This is a genomic window from Microbacterium abyssi, from assembly GCF_015277895.1.
Classification (GTDB): Bacteria; Actinomycetota; Actinomycetes; order Actinomycetales; family Microbacteriaceae; genus Microbacterium; species Microbacterium abyssi.
On the sequence record NZ_CP063815.1, the window covers coordinates 1,258,565 to 1,274,045 of the forward strand.

At 69.1% G+C, this 15,481-nt stretch carries 14 protein-coding genes; 6 read left to right on the forward strand and 8 right to left on the reverse strand.

The window, feature by feature from the left end; all coding sequences use genetic code 11:
* Both IM776_RS06095 and IM776_RS06100 read right to left on the reverse strand, forming a co-directional pair.
* On the reverse strand, positions 1-1,302 hold the full coding sequence (locus IM776_RS06095) for an O-antigen ligase family protein (protein WP_228479947.1): 1,302 nt from the start codon (positions 1,300-1,302) through the stop codon (positions 1-3).
* Positions 1,299-2,720 carry an O-antigen ligase family protein gene (locus IM776_RS06100; protein WP_194422103.1) on the reverse strand — a complete coding sequence of 474 codons (1,422 nt, stop codon included), beginning with the start codon at positions 2,718-2,720 and terminating at the stop codon, positions 1,299-1,301. Before IM776_RS06100 ends, IM776_RS06095 begins: the two co-directional genes overlap by 4 nt.
* A gap of 49 nt (positions 2,721-2,769) precedes the next feature.
* On the opposite strand from IM776_RS06100, the gene manA reads away from it, so the two are divergent.
* The 4 genes from manA to IM776_RS06120 all read left to right on the forward strand — a co-directional run bounded on the left by manA (position 2,770) and on the right by IM776_RS06120 (position 8,816).
* Entirely contained in the window at positions 2,770-3,888 is a 1,119-nt protein-coding gene (manA, locus tag IM776_RS06105; RefSeq protein WP_194422104.1) for a mannose-6-phosphate isomerase, class I, read from the forward strand.
* A 166-nt stretch (positions 3,889-4,054) separates the two neighbouring features.
* On the forward strand, positions 4,055-4,375 hold the full coding sequence (locus IM776_RS06110) for a WhiB family transcriptional regulator (protein WP_194422105.1): 321 nt from the start codon (positions 4,055-4,057) through the stop codon (positions 4,373-4,375).
* Positions 4,376-4,449: 74 nt separating this feature from the next.
* A complete protein-coding gene (locus IM776_RS06115) occupies positions 4,450-7,449 on the forward strand; it encodes a glycosyltransferase (protein WP_194422106.1) in 3,000 nt (999 codons plus the stop codon).
* Complete coding sequence (locus IM776_RS06120; RefSeq protein ID WP_194422107.1) at positions 7,446-8,816, forward strand: DUF5719 family protein; 1,371 nt, start codon at positions 7,446-7,448, stop codon at positions 8,814-8,816. Before IM776_RS06115 ends, IM776_RS06120 begins: the two co-directional genes overlap by 4 nt.
* 5 nt (positions 8,817-8,821) lie before the next feature.
* Here the strand turns inward: IM776_RS06120 and IM776_RS06125 are convergent, their stop codons facing one another.
* Complete coding sequence (locus IM776_RS06125; protein ID WP_422730939.1) at positions 8,822-9,250, reverse strand: hypothetical protein; 429 nt, start codon at positions 9,248-9,250, stop codon at positions 8,822-8,824.
* 66 nt (positions 9,251-9,316) lie between these two features.
* Here IM776_RS06125 and IM776_RS06130 point away from each other — a divergent pair, with 66 nt between their 5' ends.
* A complete protein-coding gene (locus tag IM776_RS06130; protein WP_194422108.1) occupies positions 9,317-9,523 on the forward strand; it encodes a DUF3499 family protein in 207 nt (68 codons plus the stop codon).
* Here the strand turns inward: IM776_RS06130 and IM776_RS06135 are convergent.
* Positions 9,473-10,336 carry an RDD family protein gene (locus IM776_RS06135; protein ID WP_194422109.1) on the reverse strand — a complete coding sequence of 288 codons (864 nt, stop codon included), beginning with the start codon at positions 10,334-10,336 and terminating at the stop codon, positions 9,473-9,475. The genes IM776_RS06130 and IM776_RS06135 overlap by 51 nt on opposite strands.
* A 16-nt stretch (positions 10,337-10,352) precedes the next feature.
* Between IM776_RS06135 and IM776_RS06140 the strand changes: the two genes are divergently transcribed.
* A complete protein-coding gene (locus IM776_RS06140; RefSeq protein WP_194422532.1) occupies positions 10,353-11,345 on the forward strand; it encodes a stage II sporulation protein M in 993 nt (330 codons plus the stop codon).
* On the opposite strand, the gene aqpZ is transcribed toward IM776_RS06140, so the two are convergent.
* The 4 genes from aqpZ to IM776_RS06160 form a co-directional block, all read right to left on the reverse strand.
* Complete coding sequence (gene aqpZ / locus IM776_RS06145; RefSeq protein ID WP_194422110.1) at positions 11,346-12,110, reverse strand: aquaporin Z; 765 nt, start codon at positions 12,108-12,110, stop codon at positions 11,346-11,348.
* A 107-nt stretch (positions 12,111-12,217) separates the two neighbouring features.
* Positions 12,218-13,714, reverse strand: coding sequence for a catalase (locus IM776_RS06150; protein ID WP_194422111.1), 1,497 nt, complete (start codon positions 13,712-13,714; stop codon positions 12,218-12,220).
* Position 13,715: 1 nt separating this feature from the next.
* Positions 13,716-14,153, reverse strand: coding sequence for a Fur family transcriptional regulator (locus IM776_RS06155; protein ID WP_194422112.1), 438 nt, complete (start codon positions 14,151-14,153; stop codon positions 13,716-13,718).
* Between the two features lie 143 nt (positions 14,154-14,296).
* Complete coding sequence (locus IM776_RS06160; protein WP_194422113.1) at positions 14,297-15,265, reverse strand: hypothetical protein; 969 nt, start codon at positions 15,263-15,265, stop codon at positions 14,297-14,299.
* Positions 15,266-15,481: the final 216 nt, after the last annotated feature.

A 15,481-nucleotide genomic window follows, 5' to 3' on the forward strand; every position in this document is an offset into this window, starting at 1 on the left:
TTACTCCTCCGCCCTCAGCGTCGGGATCACCCCGGTGTTCGCCGCGTCGATGCTCTCGCGCCACGATCGTGACTGCCCGGCGCGCAGAGCGCACAGCACGAGCATGAACCAGCCGGCGCCCTCGAGCGTGAAGCTCTCGAACATCGAGTCGACGGCGAGAGTCACCAGCACGAGCGGCGTCCATGCGTAGACCACCGATCGACGTGCGCTCGCCACGAGCCACGAGCGCACCAGCGCGACCCCGCCGAGCAACAGGAAGAGCAGCAGGCCGACGACCCCGAGCTGCAGCAGCACATCGAAGTACGCGTTCAGCGCCGTCTCGTGACGGTCGTCCAGCAGGTAATTGATGTACGTGAAGGGATACTCGCCGCGCTGCCACGGCCCGAACCAGCCCCAGCCCTGAAGCGGCTTCACCGCGACGAAGTCGAGGATCTGATTCCACAGGTCCGCGCGGGTCGAGAAGTCGGACCCTGCACCCATCAGGGCGATGATCGGGTGCCGCAGCGCGAAGGCGAGGCCGATCGCGGCGGTGACCAGCGCGCCCAGCATCCACTGCACGACGTTCCGGCGCCGGGGCGGCGTGTGGCGCACGATGGTGAGAGCCAGCGTCACCACGCCGACGGCGAAGGCGAGGACGAGCACGGTCGGCGATGCCGACAGGAGCGCGAGGAAGCCGGCGAGCCCGATCGAGGGGACGGCGACCGGAGCGGCGAGCGACTGCGTGCGCCACTCGATGACGAACGTGATCAGTGCGATCACGGCGATGAAGCCGAGCATGTTGCGGGTGCCGAACAGGCCCTGGATCGGACCGCCGATCGCAAGGTTCCCCTCCACGTCGAGGAATGCGATCGGGATGTCCAGCAGGATGCCGGAGAGGATCTCGACCCCGAGCGAGAGGCCGAGCATGACGCGGAGCGTGTCGCCGATCGCCCTGACGGTCTGGAGCGTGTCGCGAATGTGCCCGATCGTGATCGCCAGCAGCGCGAATCCGAACAGCCACAGCCATCCCGTGAACGTGTCGGCGCGGTCGGTGGTCCACAGGAAGCTGACCAGCGCGAGCAGCAGGAACATCAGCAGCGACGTCGGCGCGATGCGCAGCAGCGAGAGCTCCTCGCGACGCACGAACAGGATCGCGACGCCAAGGACGCCGAGGATCAGGATGACCGTCGCGAACGTCGTGGCCGATGTCATCCGCTCGATCGCGAAGGAGCCGAAGGTGGCGCCGAGGGCGGTGAGCGTGTAGGCGCGCGCCATCTCGACCGAGCCGAGCAGCCGACTGAGGCGCGCCTGGGACGTCGTCACGGGATGCGCCGAACCTCACGGCCGCGATCGGTGACGCGGGCCTTCTCACTGAGTCCCACCCCGATCAGCGGCACGGCCTTGATCTTGAACGAGAACAGCACCAGCAGCATCCAGCCCCAGAGCATGATCGGAGTCGACTCCGCGAGTCCCTGCACGAGAAGGACGACGGTGAACAGAGCAGGCAGCAGCGTCATCGGTGAGTACGGGCGGTCGGCGCGCAGATCCCAGCGCGGGCGGTCTGCGGCGAAGAACCACGACCGCCACAGCAGGCTGAGGTACGCGACGGCCATGAGGACGACGCCCAGGACGCCGAGCTGCATGAGCACGTCGAGCCACATGTTGTGGGCGTGGAACACGGTGATCCCGTGGTCGACGATCCACTCGTCGAACGCAGGATCCGTCGGGATCCACGGGCTCGAGAACCCGTTGCCGAAGATCGGATGCCGCGCCGCGCGCTCCAGCACCTTCGTCCAGACGAGATCGGTGCGGCCAGTGAGGTCGGCCCCGCGACCCAGCGCGGTGAACAGCGGCTCCCTGAAGACGACGAGTGCGGCGACGGCCACTGCGACGATCCCGCCGCAGGTCATGTAGATGCGTCTCCGCCCGCCAGGGGTGCGCGTGCGCCTGATGAGAATGGCCACCAGCAGCACGACGGCCGCGGCCAGAGCGCACAGGTACGCCGTGGCCGACGACGCACGGAACATCAGGTAGGCCGCCAGGAGGGTCCAGAGTGCATGCGTGACGCGCCAGCGCGCGCGCAGCGCGATCTGGATGCCGAACGTGACGATCGCGAACAGGCAGATAATCGCGAGCATGTTCGAGTTGCCCACGACGCCCTGGATGCGGCCGCCGTCGAAGAGGTTCTCGCGAATCCAGTACCAGTGCGGGTCGACGTCGCCATCGGGGAGCGTCACGAAGTTCGGCAGCAGCGGATGCCGGAACACCACCGCGACCAGCAGCTCGAGGGCGAGCGACAATCCGAGGATCCACTTGAACGCCGAAGCGAGCGAGCGCACGATCTCGTGCCAGCTGAGTGCGTGGGCGAGCAGCAGCGCGTTCACGGTCACGGCGGCGAGCAGCGTCCAGGTGATGAGGGTGGGCAGTCGCCATTGCGACCACACCACCGACATCAGCGCCAGGGTGACATACCCGAGTGCGGCCCACGGGAGGCGTCGCCATGCGAACGGCTGCGGGCGGTTCTTCGCGAGCAGCGGGATGCCGATGGCGAGAGCCGCGAGCAGGAAGACGATCATCACGCCTCCCGCCCCGTACGGGCCGACCAGGTTGTACACCGCGGTGTGCGCGAAGACCGCGAACAGCACCAGAGTCGCGTAACCGCGCAGCAGCAGATGCCCCGTCGACTCGCGCTCCGGCGCGGTGGGCGGGGCCGCCACGGGATGCTTCGTGTACTGCGCCATCAGAATCAGGCTACCGCGCGAGGCGGGCGTCTCTCAGTACGCTGGTCGCATGCTGCTCAGTCTGTCGAACACCCCCCGCGACTACGCCTGGGGATCCACCACCCTCCTGGCTGATCTGGAAGGACGTGAGCCGGTCGGCACGCCGGAGGCGGAGGTCTGGTTCGGCGACCACCCCGGCGACCCGGCCGAGGTCGCCGACGGCACGACACTGGATGCCGTGACAGGCGGCACGCTCCCGTACCTGCTGAAGCTGCTCGCCGCCGCGGACCCGCTCTCGATCCAGGTGCACCCGACCGTCGCACAGGCCCGCGACGGATGGACGCGCGAGGCCGGACTCGCCGCCGACGACCCGCAGCGCAACTACCGCGACGAGAATCACAAGCCTGAACTGATCGTCGCACTGAGCGACCGGTTCGAGGCGCTCGGCGGGCTCCGCCCTGTGCCTGACACTCTGAGGCTCGTCGAAGCGCTCGGTTCGTCACACGGCATCGCGGCGCTGCGCGAGCGGCTCGGCGGCGAAGGCGACGTGCTGAGGGATGCCATCGCCTGGCTGCTCTCGGGAGCCGCACAGGCGGAGGTCGACGACATCATCGCGGCGCTCTCGGGTGCGACATCCGACGAGTTCGCCGCGGAGCTGGATGCCGTGCGCTCCATCGCTGCGCGCAACCCGGGCGATCCCGGCGTCGTCGTGGCTCTGCTGATGAACTTCATCGTGCTGCGCCACGGAGAGGGTATCTTCCTGCGAGCAGGGCTCCTGCACGCTTACGTGTCCGGGCTGGGCGTCGAGATCATGGCGGCGAGCGACAACGTGCTGCGCGGCGGACTGACGCCGAAGCACATCGACGTGCCTGAGCTGCTGTCGGTGCTCGACACCACGCCGGGCGTCGTGCCGGTGCTGCGGCCGGCCGCATCGGGCGCAGTGACGGCGTACCCTGTCGATGTTCCCGACTTCGCGCTGCGGCGGGTCGCGCTGAGCGGTACCCCGGTCGCTGTGGAGATCTCCGGACCGGCGATGGTTCTCGCCACCGGCGGAGAGGTGAGTGTCGAGGGCGTGGATGCCGTCGCCCGCGCCATCCCCGTAGGCAAGGCGGTCTTCGCCACTGCAGATGAGAAGGCGCTCGTCCTCTCCGGCACGGGGGAGGCGTTCATCGCCCACCCGGGCGTGTGAATGCCCCAGGACGGGCACATTGTGATGCGACACGCCGATGACACGCCGTGAACTTTCAATATGCGCTTGAGGGTTTACGATCTGCGACTTGACCGGATCGAATGACACGGGTGTAATTAGTGATGCACGGCCCAGCGGGGGGCAATATAAGGGCAAGGAGAACGATATGACGGGTTACCGTTCCGACGTTCCCGAGAACTGGTTTGTCGATCCGGTCAATCTCGGGGTTCCCGGGGTCAGGCGACCCGATCACGAAGAAGACACGGCGCTTGCGTGGCAGACCGATGCGCTCTGCTCGCAGACCGACCCCGAGGCTTTCTTCCCCGAGAAGGGCGGCTCGACACGCGATGCCAAGCGCATCTGCTCGTCCTGCGACGTCCGCGGCGACTGCCTGCAGTACGCGCTCAACAACGACGAGCGCTTCGGCATCTGGGGCGGGCTCAGCGAGCGTGAGCGTCGCAAGCTCAAGCGCCAGGCCGCAGGCTGACACTCGCATAGCTTCCGGCCACGCCGAGTGCGCTGACGATGGTGCACGACCCCAGAGCATAGGCTGACCAGGCCATGCCAACCCGAGTCCATGCAATCATCGTCGCGCGCCCCGGCCCCTCTTCTCGTGCGCAGCTGCTGCGAACACTCGATGCGCTGACGCTGCAGACCAGGCGCCCCGACGCCGTCACCCTGGTCGTCTGCGGAGACGGCTCCGCCGCCAGGGAGAGCGATGCCATCGCACGCGTCGTCGAGGGCATCATCGAGGCTCGCAGCAGCACATCGTTCGCTGCGGCCGTGAAGCTGGCCATGCCCCGCGTCACCGAGGGAGCAGCCGTGTGGCTGCTCGCGCAGGACACCGCACCCCACCCGCAGGCGCTCGCCCAGCTCGCCGGGGCGCTCGAGCGATCGCCGTCCGCGGCGATCGCCGCTCCCAAGCTCGTGGACGTCGACAACGAGCGTGAACTCGTCTCGCTCGGTGTGACGATGACGACGTTCGGCCGTTCCGTCGACCTCGTCGCCGGGGAACTCGACCAGAATCAGCACGACGGACGCGACGACGCGCTCGGCGCGGACATCCGCGGAATACTCATCCGCGGCGAAGTGCGCGAGCACCTGCTTCCCGATCCCGCGCTCGCGGGAGCCGACGAGGGCCTCGACCTGGGCGTCCGTGCACGACTGGGCGGCGGCCGCGTCGCCCTCGCCCCGAGCGCACGCATGTCGGTGAGTCCGGACGGCCCGGCGGCGCTGCCCCAGGGCGCGGCGCAGCGAGCATACGTCACGCGTGTCGCTCAACTGCATCGGCGCCTCGTCTATGCGCCCGCAGCGGTCATCCCGCTGCACTGGCTGACACTGCTGCCGCTCGCACTGTGGCGCACGATCGTGCATCTGATCGGCAAGCGCCCCGCAGCCGTCTTCCCCGAGTGGGGAGCGGCGTTCGCCGAGATGGTGAGGTTCGGCGCGGTCGCCAGGTCGCGGCGCGGCATCCGCGCGTTCCGCACCGCATCATGGGCGAGCATCGCACCGCTGCGCATCACCCGCGGACAGCTGCGACGCCGACTCGATGACGGCCACGGCAGCGAAGGCGGAGCGGTCAGCGAGCTCAACTTCTTCTCCGGCGGCGGCGCCTGGGCCGTCCTCGGTGCGCTCGTCGTCAGCGCCGCGGCCTTCACCTCCCTTCTCGCGTGGCCGGCGATCGGCGGAGGAGCGCTGCTCCCGCTGCGCGACACCGTTGCCGCCATGTGGCAGGACGCCGCCTGGGGACAGCGCGGCCTCGGCATCGACCTGACCGGCCCGGCCGACCCGTTCGCCGGCCTGATCGCCGTGATCGGCTCGCTGTGGCCGGGGGCGCCATCGTTCGCGATGGTGCTGCTCTGGCTGCTGGCGCTCCCGCTCGCCGTCCTGGGCGGTTGGTTCGCCGCCACCCGCATCACCGATCGTGGCGGACTGCGGATCTTCGGCGGCGTCGCCTGGGCGCTCGCACCGACCTTCCTCACCGCGCTGATCGAGGGACGCCCCGCCGCCGTGCTGCTGCATCTGCTGCTGCCCTGGCTGTTCCACGCGGCAGTCGTCGCCCACCGGTCCTGGGGCGCCGCGGGCGCAGCATCCATCATCCTCGCCGCGGTGCTCGCCTGCGCGCCGTCGCTCGCGCCCGCCATCGCACTGCTGTGGTTGCTCGCCCTGATCATCGTCCTCTCGCGTGCCTGGTTCCACGGCGCCGTGCGACTGCTGTGGCTGCTCGTTCCGACGGCTGTGCTCTTCGCACCGCTGCTCCTGAGGCAGATCCAGCGCGGCGATCTCTGGGCCGTCTTCGCCGACCCGGGGTTCCCCTGGGCGGGGCCGCAGGTCGCAGCAGACGCAACGGGGCGCCTCCTGCTGGCGTCGGGATTCCCGACCGCGGATCTCGCGGGCTGGGTGGACGCTGCGGGTCCTGCCGTCGCGGGGTGGGCGCCGCTGCTGATCGTGCCCGTCGCCCTGCTCGCGCTCGCCGCGGCGGTCGCCCCTCGCTGGGGCGCCGGAATCACCCTCCTCGGCGTGGCCATGACCGGTCTCGCGACCGCATTCATGGCCGTCGGCGTGATCGTCACCTTCGCACAGGGAGTGCCGGTCGAGATCTGGCCGGGCACGGGGCTCAGCCTTGCCTGGGTGGGATTGGTCGGCGCGGCCATCGTGACGCTCGACACGGCGATCACGATGCCGGGACTGCGCGTCGCGGCGGTCACCGTCGCGGGGCTCTCGCTCGCGGTGTGCGCGGTGCCCGCGCTGACCGCGCTGCACGCGGAGCGCGCGGTGCTCACCAACGGACCCGAGAGCACCCTTCCGGCCTATGTCGCCGCCGAGGCACGCGGCGACCGCGAGATCTCGACGCTCGTCCTGACCCCGCAGAACGACGGCGGCCTTGCGGTCGAGATCGTTTGGGGACCGTCGGCGACCCTCGGAGCGCAGACCACACTGCAGAGCACCGCGACGGAGCCCCCCGGCGTCGACGCCAGCGCGCTCGCCGTCGATCTGCTCTCGACGCGCACCTTCGATGCGCCGGGCGAGCTCGCGGCTCTCGGCATCCACTTCGTGCTGCTGGACCAGGTCGATGGCGAAGAATCCGATGTCGCGCGCGCGTTCCGCATCGAATCCGTGACGGCGCTGGATCAGCGCGCGGGCTTCGTGAAGGTCGGGGAAACCGACAAGGGCGTGCTCTGGCGGCTGGATGCCGAACCCACCGAGCGTGCGGAACTCACCAGCGCGCAGGCGGGCACGGGCAGGACGGTCACGACCGTCATACTCATCGTGCTGTTCGCGGCGCTCCTGCTCGCGATCCCGACTCGGGCGTCCCGCCGCGCCGCCCGCGCGCAGTCGCGCATCGTCGGCCGCTCGCCGGAGGAACCCATCGTGCTCCCATCCCGCAAGGAGCATCCCATCGCGCACGGTGAGGATGACGAGATCGTCGAGGACGAAGAACCGGACGAGAGCGTCGACGCGCCTGACGCACCGGAAGACGACGCGCTCGACGTGCCAGCGCAAGACACCCCCGACGTGCCGCAAGACGCGACCGCCGACGACGAGGAGAAGGACCGATGACTCAGAAGCGTGCGATCCGGGTCGTCGCGACCGGAGCTCGGCTGCTGGTCGGAGTCGCGGTCGCCGTCGGCTGCGTCGTGGGCGTCACGGCCGCCGTCGCTGTGCCCTGGCCGGAGATCGCAGGTGAGCCCGCCCAGGTCGCCGTGACTCCGACCCCCGGTGACACGACCCTGGTGTGCACCGGCGACTTCCGCGCCGTGGGCCGCAACGCCGAGGACGCTGCGCAGCAGGTCTCGGCCGGCACCCCCGAGTTCACGATCGACAGCAGTGGTCCCCGCGAGGAGTCCGAACTCGTGGCCTCCGATCTCCCCGATGTCTCCGGCCCGCGGCGTCTCGTCGGCAGTGCCGAGCGGGGCGGAGCGGCGCTGATCGCCGCGGCGGAGTCGATCTCCATCGAGGAGACCGATCTCTCCGGGCTCGCCGCGGCCCCGTGCCGTGAGGCGCGCACCGAGTCCTGGCTCGTCGGCGGCACCGTGGAGACCGGCACCAACGACCTCATCATCCTGTCCAATCCCGGCGACGTGACCGCCACCGCGACCCTCGTCGTGTACGGCATCGAACAGACCGCAACGACCACCCTGGTCCCGGCCGGCACGCAGCTGTCTGTACCGCTGGCATCGATCGCGGCGGGCGCTCAGGAGCCGGTCGTCCGGATCACGGCCGCCGGAGCGCCGGTCCGAGCAGTCCTGCAGTCCTCTCTGATCCGCACTCTCGATCCGTCCGGCATCGACCTGCAGGACAGCGCACCCGCGCCACAGAGCGAGCTGTCGTTCGCCGGCATCCAGGTCGCGACGAAGAGCGAGGACGCAGGACTCACCGTGCTGCGGCTGATGGCGACCGATCAGGCGACCAGGGCGCGCATCACCGTGCGCTCCGGCGACGCCGAGGTCCAGCAGCTCAACGTGCCGCTGGAGGAGAGCACGCCCACGGAGATGAGCCTCGACGGTCTGGATGCCGGCGTGTACAGCATCGAGATCGACGCTGATGCACCGCTCGTCGGAGCCGTCAGGCAGACGACCCGCATCGGACCGGGCAGTGACTTCGCGTGGACGACGGCGGCGGAGGGCATCCGCGGCGAGATTCTCGTGGCGGTGCCGGAAGGACCTCGCCCCCGCATCCACCTGGTGAACACCCAGGACGCCGACGCGACGGTGACGCTGGCGCCCGCGGGCGGCGGTGACGGCGAAGAGATCTTCGTTCCCGCTCACGGCGACGCACTCGCGGACGTCTCGGCCGACACCGCGTACTCGCTCTCCACGGATCAGCAGGTCCAGGCAGCGCTGACGCTTTCCGGCACGGACGAGCTGGCCGGCTGGGCGCTCTCGCCGGGGGCAGCGGCGCAGGCGCCGATCATCGTCTACCCCTGAGCGCGCTACCCCTGGTCCGGGCCGAACTCCCACGGGTCCTTGCCCACGTACTCCGCTGCTGCGCGGAAGACGGCGCTCTCGATCGCGATCCGACGGTGAATGCCGTCGTCGTGGCCTGGCGGAAGCAGGCGCTCGATCGGGATCCGGAACAGGACGATGCGACGCTCATCGCGGTCGATGTGCCAGCGGGGGATGCCGTCGGCACTCGCCTTCTGCGGCAGGCCGCCGATCTCGAAGCGAACCTCCTCGAGTTCCGGCCAGGTGCCGCGCAGGAACTCGACCGCGGTGCCGATGGTCACGTCGAAGCGATCGATGCGACCGTCCAGCGGCGCCAGGGGAGGCCGCACGACCTCGCTGCGTCCGAGACGCCCGTGACGGCCGTGCCGAGCACCACGGCGAGGCGTGGCGGCGCGTTCGGTGCGGCGACGGGGCATGACGAAAGTCTAGGTGCTCCGCGCGGCGTCCGCGCCCCGTGAGCCCTGCGCCCTACGCTGACAGAGATGGACGGAAGACTCTGCTCGAAGGTGACCTGCGCACGCGAGGCCGTGGCGACGCTTACGTTCGACTACGGCGATCAGATGGCAGCTCTCGGCCCGCTCGGCGGCACGGATCACCCGCACGCACATGATCTGTGCGCACAGCATGCCGACCGCCTCTCAGTGCCGGCGGGATGGATCGTCGTCCGGCACGAGGCGCTGCGGGTCTGACGACTGCAGGCCGACGCGGCGGCCGGTGAGCCTCTCGGCCCGCGCATCGGCGATCGCCAGCGCCCGCCGCTCGCGTTCGCGGCGCAGGACGGTGATCGCGATCAGCAGCTGCTCCGGGTGCGCCGCGGGCTGCGGTGAGATGTAGACGGCGGATTCCGCCACCAGGTCCTGTGCGACCCGAGCCCGTGCCGCCGGCGACATGCGCTCGGCGTGCTGCAGGAACTGTGAGATGCGCCGGGCGAGACGGTCCGGCATCCGCGCGACGTCCGCGATCTGCGCCCAGCCGGCCAGCGCGGGCGGCATCACGGGGGCGAGCGGAACGAGCTTCGGGGTGCGAACCCGCTGGCTGTACGTGCCGGCCACCAGGTCGCCCAGGCGCTGCGAGCGGGCGGTGAACGCGCCCGAGAGCATCGCCACCGCACCGAAGGTCATGTAAATCTCCAGCACGCCGATCAGGGCGCGGATGAACGCGTGCCGGAACCCGGCCGCTCCGCCGTCGAGGCGCACGATCCGCCCGCCGACTGCGAGCTTGCCGAGACTGCGTCCGCGGAGGGCGAGCTCGACGACGATCGGCACGACGACGAAGCACACCACCATCGCGGCGACGTTGAGGATGCCGTCGATCGAGCTGTCGATGGTCCCGGTGAACATCAGCCACGTCCGCAGCCACAGGAACAGCACGAACAGCACCCAGCTGACGATCATGTCGATCAGTGCGCCGAGTGCGCGCATGAAGAACCCGAGCGGCTGCACGTCGATCGCGACCGCTTCGCCGGAGAGGACCTCGTCGGCGGTGTCGATCGGCGTGGACATGAGTACAGTAAATCAGGTGGATGCCGATGCTCTGGCCGACGCGCGCCGCGCGGAATGGGAACGACTGGACGAGCTCAGTCGGTCCCGGCTGGATGGCGAAGGCGTCGACGAGCTGATCGTGCGGTACCGCGCGGCATCCGCGGATCTCGCCGAACTGAAGACATCTGTCGGCGACTCGCCGCAGGGAGCGTACGTGTCGTCCGTGCTGTCCAAGGCGCGACTGCGCCTGACCGGGGCGTCGGACAGCATCCTCACCCAGATCGCGCGGTTCTTCGCCGATCAGCTGCCCGCGGCGCTGTACCGGCTGCGCTGGACGACCCTGATGATCGCGGTCGTCTTCATCGCGATCACCGCCGGTGTCGGCACGTGGATCGCCTCCGATCCGGCGCTGGTCGCCACGCTGGGGCCCGCGGACTTCCTCGAGCAGTACGCCGAGGAGAGCTTCACCGGGTACTACACCGAGAACCCCGCGGCGGTGTTCGCGGGCATGGTCTGGACCAACAACGCCTGGATCGCCGCGCAGTGCGTGCTCTTCGGCGTGACGGGTATCTGGCCCGTGTACGTGATCGTGCAGAACGCCTTCGGACTGGGCGTCTCCGCGGCCGTGATGGCTGCGCACGACCGCCTGGACGTGATGGTGCTGTACATCCTTCCGCACGGGATGCTCGAACTCACGAGCATCTTCGTCGCCGCCGCAGCCGGCCTGCACCTGTTCTGGGCGTGGGTGGCACCGGGGCATCGTACGCGCGGCGCGGCGCTCGCCGAGGAGGGCAGGGCGCTGGCGACCGTCGCGATCGGGCTGGTCTTCGCGCTGTTCCTGTCGGGGCTCGTCGAAGGATTCGTCACCGGCTGGTCGCTGGCCTGGCCCGTCAAGATCGGGATCGGCGCTGCGGCTCTCGCCGTGTTCCTCGTGTACATGCTGCTGGTCGGACGCCGAGCATACCGGCGCGGTGAGCGCGGGGATCTCCTCGAGTACGAGGCCGGCACCCCGCAGCTCACCGCGGGCTGATCAGGACCGCTGGGTTCCGTCGAGCAGCGTCTTGTACGCGAGGCCGGCGATCATGGCGCCGACGATCGGGAACACGATGAACACCCACAGCTGCGACAGCGGGCCGACGCCGCCGTAGACGGCCGCCGCGATCGAGCGCGCCGGGTTCACCGACGTGTTGTCGACCGGGATGCTGATCAGGTGGATGAGGGTCAGCGTGAGCCCGATCGCGAGGCCGGCGAAGGGCGTCGGTCGCAGTTTGTGCGTCGTGCCGAGGATCACGAACAGGAACATCGCGGTCAGCACGAGCTCGATGATGATGGCGGCCCACATGCCGAAGCCGCCGGGGGAGTGCTCGCCCCAGCCGTTGCTGGCGAAGCCTGCGTCCTGGGCGCCGGTGAGCCAGCCGTCCGGGCCGAACAGCCCGACCAGCACGAGGATCGTGCTGGCAATGAGTCCGCCGACGATCTGGGAGATGATGTAGCCGGGCACCTCACGCCAGGGGATGCGGCCCGCCGCGGCCACTCCGAGGGTGACGGCGGGGTTGAAGTGGCCTCCGGACACGGGGCCGAAGGCGTATGCGCCCACGACGACCGTCAGGCCGAAGGCGAGAGCGACTGCCACATACACGGCCGACCCGGAGCCCGGCTCGGTGAAGTGGTTGGATGCGAACAGGGCGGTGCCGACACCGCCGAGAACCAGCAGGAAGGTGCCGAGAGCCTCAGCGGTCAGTTTTGCGCCAGTGGATGGGACCGGAGCCGCTGCTTCGGCGAGCGTTTCGCTCATGGGATTCCCTCTCGTCGGTTCGATTCGAAGCGATCGAATTCACCGCACATGCTAGTGGGGTCGGATGCCGAAGCATCCGACCCCACGCGGGAATGTTCGTCAGGCGATCAGTCGCCGACGCCGACGGGCTCCGGCTCGCCGACGGGAAGACCGGCCAGCGCGCGGACCTCATCCGCGACCGTCTGGTCGACCTGGCCCCAGTACCAGAAGAAGCGCTCCTGGATGGCGGGCACCGTCAGGGCGTTGTACTGACCGGTGAGGGTCTCGATGAAGCGCCGGCGCTCCTCGACGCTGAAGACGTCGTTGATCAGGGTGCGAGCCTGACCGAAGTCGTCGTCCTCCGAGTGCAGGGTCGCCGCGCTGCGCACGAGCGCGCCGTCGTTCTCCCAGCTCGCCTCGACACCGCGCTGCGGGTCGGCCTGCGGGCCACCGGCGACACCGTACGAGTTCGGGGTGTAGACCCGGTGCTCTGCGGTGTTGTAGTGGTACTGCATGTTGCCCTCGTGCATGTAGTTGCTCGTGTGGGCGGCATGCGGCTGGTTGACCGGCAGCTGGTTGTAGTTCGTGCCGATGCGGTAGCGCTGCGCGTCCGGATACGAGAACACGCGGGCCATCAGCATCTTGTCGGGCGAAATGCCGGTGCCGGGAACCTGGTTGCCGGGCGAGAAGGCGGCCTGCTCGATCTCGGCGAAGAAGTTCTGCGGGTTGCGGTTCAGGGTGAACGTGCCGACCTTGATGCGCGGGTAGTCCTTCTTCGACCAGGTCTTGGTCAGGTCGAACGGGTTGAAGCGGTAGGTCTTGGCCTCTTCGTACGGCATGACCTGGACGTAGACGTCCCAAGACGGGTTCTCGCCGCGCTCGATCGCCTCGTAAAGGTCACGACGGTAGTAGTCGGCATCCTGACCGGCGATCCGCTCGGCCTCGTCGGCGAACATGGGCTCGACGCCCTGCTGGGAGAGGAAGTGGTACTGCACCCAGAAGCGCTCGCCGGCCTCGTTGACCCACTGGTAGGTGTGCGAGCCGTAGCCGTTCATGTGGCGCCAAGAGCGCGGCAGGCCGCGGTCGCCCATGACATAGGTGACCTGGTGGGCCGACTCGGGGGAGAGGGTCCAGAAGTCCCACTGCATGTCGGCGTCCCGAAGGGCCGAGCCGGTGAGGCGCTTCTGCGAGTGGATGAAGTCGGGGAACTTCATGCCGTCGCGCAGGAAGAACGTCGGAGTGTTGTTGCCGACGATGTCGAGGTTGCCCTCGGTGGTGTAGAAGCGCAGCGAGAAGCCGCGGACGTCGCGCCACGTGTCGGGAGAGCCCTGCTCGCCCGCGACCGAGGAGAAGCGGATCAGCGTCTCGCTCTTCGCCCCGGGCTGGAACACGGCCGCGCGGGTGTACCGCGAGACGTCCTCGGTGACGACGAACTCGCCGAACGCGCCACCGCCCTTGGCGTGCGGGTTGCGCTCCGGCACGCGCTCGCGGTTGAACGAGGCGAGCTTCTCGACCAGGTAACGGTCATGGAGGGCGGTGATGCCGTCGGGACCGGAGGTCAGCGAGTGCGCGTCGCTGGCGACCGGGGTTCCGGTCTGGGTGGTCGTGAAAGTCTTGTCTGTCATTTCACTTGTTCCTTTCGCAATCGGAGCAGATGGCTCGGTAGGTCACAGAGGCTTCGATGATTCGCATCCCGTGATCGTGGGACGGATGCAGGCAGGGTGCTTCGCCGGTGGCGCAGGCGACGTCTTCGACGCGGCCGCATTCGACGCACTGCAGGTGGTGGTGGTTGTCGAACTCGTGCTGCACCTCGTAGAGGGCGCTGCCGGCGTCGGGAAGGCTCACTCGGCGCACGATGCCGGCGCCGGTGAGATCGCCCAGGATGCCATGGACCGTGGGCAGCGCCAGGCCGCTGAGCGTCTCGCGAAGGGCTGAGAACACCGAGTCCGCTGAAGCGTGCGGGTGGGCGGCGAGGGTTTCGAGAACCGCGACCCGCTGCACAGTGACACGCAGGCCCGCGGCGCGCAGGCGCTCGGGGGCTCCGTGTGTTGCTGCGGTCGTCATGCCGTCAGTCTACTCTTTTTCTGAATCATTCACAAAAACGAATCGGTCTGAAAAGTGCCTCGCCCCCCGTCCAGGTCGCAATTACTGCCGTTACAGACAGCGCAAACTGGCGCTTTCTGCGACCTGAACGCCAGCGCGCGCAGTCACAGGCCGAGCGCGCGACGGATGCGGGTGAGCAGTTCATCGCGTCGGGCGAACAGCGCGCTGGTCACTTCGATGACCGTCCAGCCGGCAGCGCGCAGCGCAGCGATCCGCTCCACGTCCGCGGCATACGTCGTTGCGTGCACGAGCCCGTGGTATTCGATCGCGATCTTTTTGGCCAGGTAGACCAGGTCGAAGCATCCGAGGAACCGGCCGTGTTCGTCATAGACGTCCTGGTTGAGCGTCGGCTCCGGAAGACCGGCGCGAACGATCAGGCACCTCAGCTTCGACTCGCGCGGCGACCACGAGTCCTCGCGGATGAGCTCGATCGCTTCGCGAAGCCGGCGGATGCCGTGGCGTCTGACTCCGTAGACCCGCGAAGCGAGATCGGCCACGGTCGTGAGCGGCGGTCGTCCCGCATCGGGGCGCCCAGGCCCGGGACGCCAGACCCGGCACAGATGGTCGCCGAGCGCCACCAGGTCGGGCACGCCCCACGACCCGAGCTGCCCCCACGCAGTGGCATGGTCGGCGACGAGGAAGCCCTCGACCTCGATCATCCGCGTGGTTCGGGGATCAGCCCGATGCGCCTGCACACCGGTGGCTCTCACGAGCGGACCCGCGCCGAGGGTGCTCACATGAACGGGCAGGGTCATACCATCCACGGCTGCACGATCGGCCGTCACCAGCGGTAGGGGGCCACCGAGCACGGACACGGCGGTCTCATGGCTGAGGAACTGTCCTGGCTTCAACCGCGGTGCATATCGGAATGCCTGGATGCGCCGCTCGGCGGCCTGGCGTTCGAACACGTCTCGCGCGGAGTGATCGACGGGCGCAGATCGTGTGCGGATGCCGTGGAACGGGGCCTCGAGGTCGGGGCGCCGCAGCCGGCCGCCGTTCAGTCCCGCGTCACGAGCATCCTGCACGGTGAACGATGAACCGAGCTGGCGCGGCAGGGGGCGTGGGGTTCGCATCGGACAACCGTGTCACCGGCGGGGCCGTGTCCGCGGGCGCTCTCCACAGCTTCGTGGCCGCAGCCCGGAGGCCGAGACATGTGCTCGGGTCGCGGAATGTGTCGCTACGACGAAGCCATAACGGCGATTCGTGCGACCTGAACGTCGAATCTGCCACCCGGGCGCGGATCCGCGCCCAGCAAGCGCGAGTTATCCACACGCGCCCCGCGAACGAGT

Bases quoted from the DNA above. Each gene is read 5' to 3' on its own strand.
- IM776_RS06150 (WP_194422111.1), bottom strand. From the start codon at position 13,714: ATGACAGACAAGACTTTCACGACCACCCAGACCGGAACCCCGGTCGCC.
- IM776_RS06125 (WP_422730939.1), bottom strand. From the start codon at position 9,250: ATGCCCCGTCGCCGCACCGAACGCGCCGCCACGCCTCGCCGTGGTGCT.
- manA (WP_194422104.1), top strand. From the start codon at position 2,770: ATGCTGCTCAGTCTGTCGAACACCCCCCGCGACTACGCCTGGGGATCC.
- IM776_RS06130 (WP_194422108.1), top strand. From the start codon at position 9,317: ATGGACGGAAGACTCTGCTCGAAGGTGACCTGCGCACGCGAGGCCGTG.
- IM776_RS06155 (WP_194422112.1), bottom strand. From the start codon at position 14,153: ATGACGACCGCAGCAACACACGGAGCCCCCGAGCGCCTGCGCGCCGCG.
- IM776_RS06100 (WP_194422103.1), bottom strand. From the start codon at position 2,720: ATGGCGCAGTACACGAAGCATCCCGTGGCGGCCCCGCCCACCGCGCCG.
- aqpZ (WP_194422110.1), bottom strand. From the start codon at position 12,110: ATGAGCGAAACGCTCGCCGAAGCAGCGGCTCCGGTCCCATCCACTGGC.
- IM776_RS06160 (WP_194422113.1), bottom strand. From the start codon at position 15,265: ATGCGAACCCCACGCCCCCTGCCGCGCCAGCTCGGTTCATCGTTCACC.
- IM776_RS06115 (WP_194422106.1), top strand. From the start codon at position 4,450: ATGCCAACCCGAGTCCATGCAATCATCGTCGCGCGCCCCGGCCCCTCT.
- IM776_RS06135 (WP_194422109.1), bottom strand. From the start codon at position 10,336: ATGTCCACGCCGATCGACACCGCCGACGAGGTCCTCTCCGGCGAAGCG.
- IM776_RS06110 (WP_194422105.1), top strand. From the start codon at position 4,055: ATGACGGGTTACCGTTCCGACGTTCCCGAGAACTGGTTTGTCGATCCG.
- IM776_RS06120 (WP_194422107.1), top strand. From the start codon at position 7,446: ATGACTCAGAAGCGTGCGATCCGGGTCGTCGCGACCGGAGCTCGGCTG.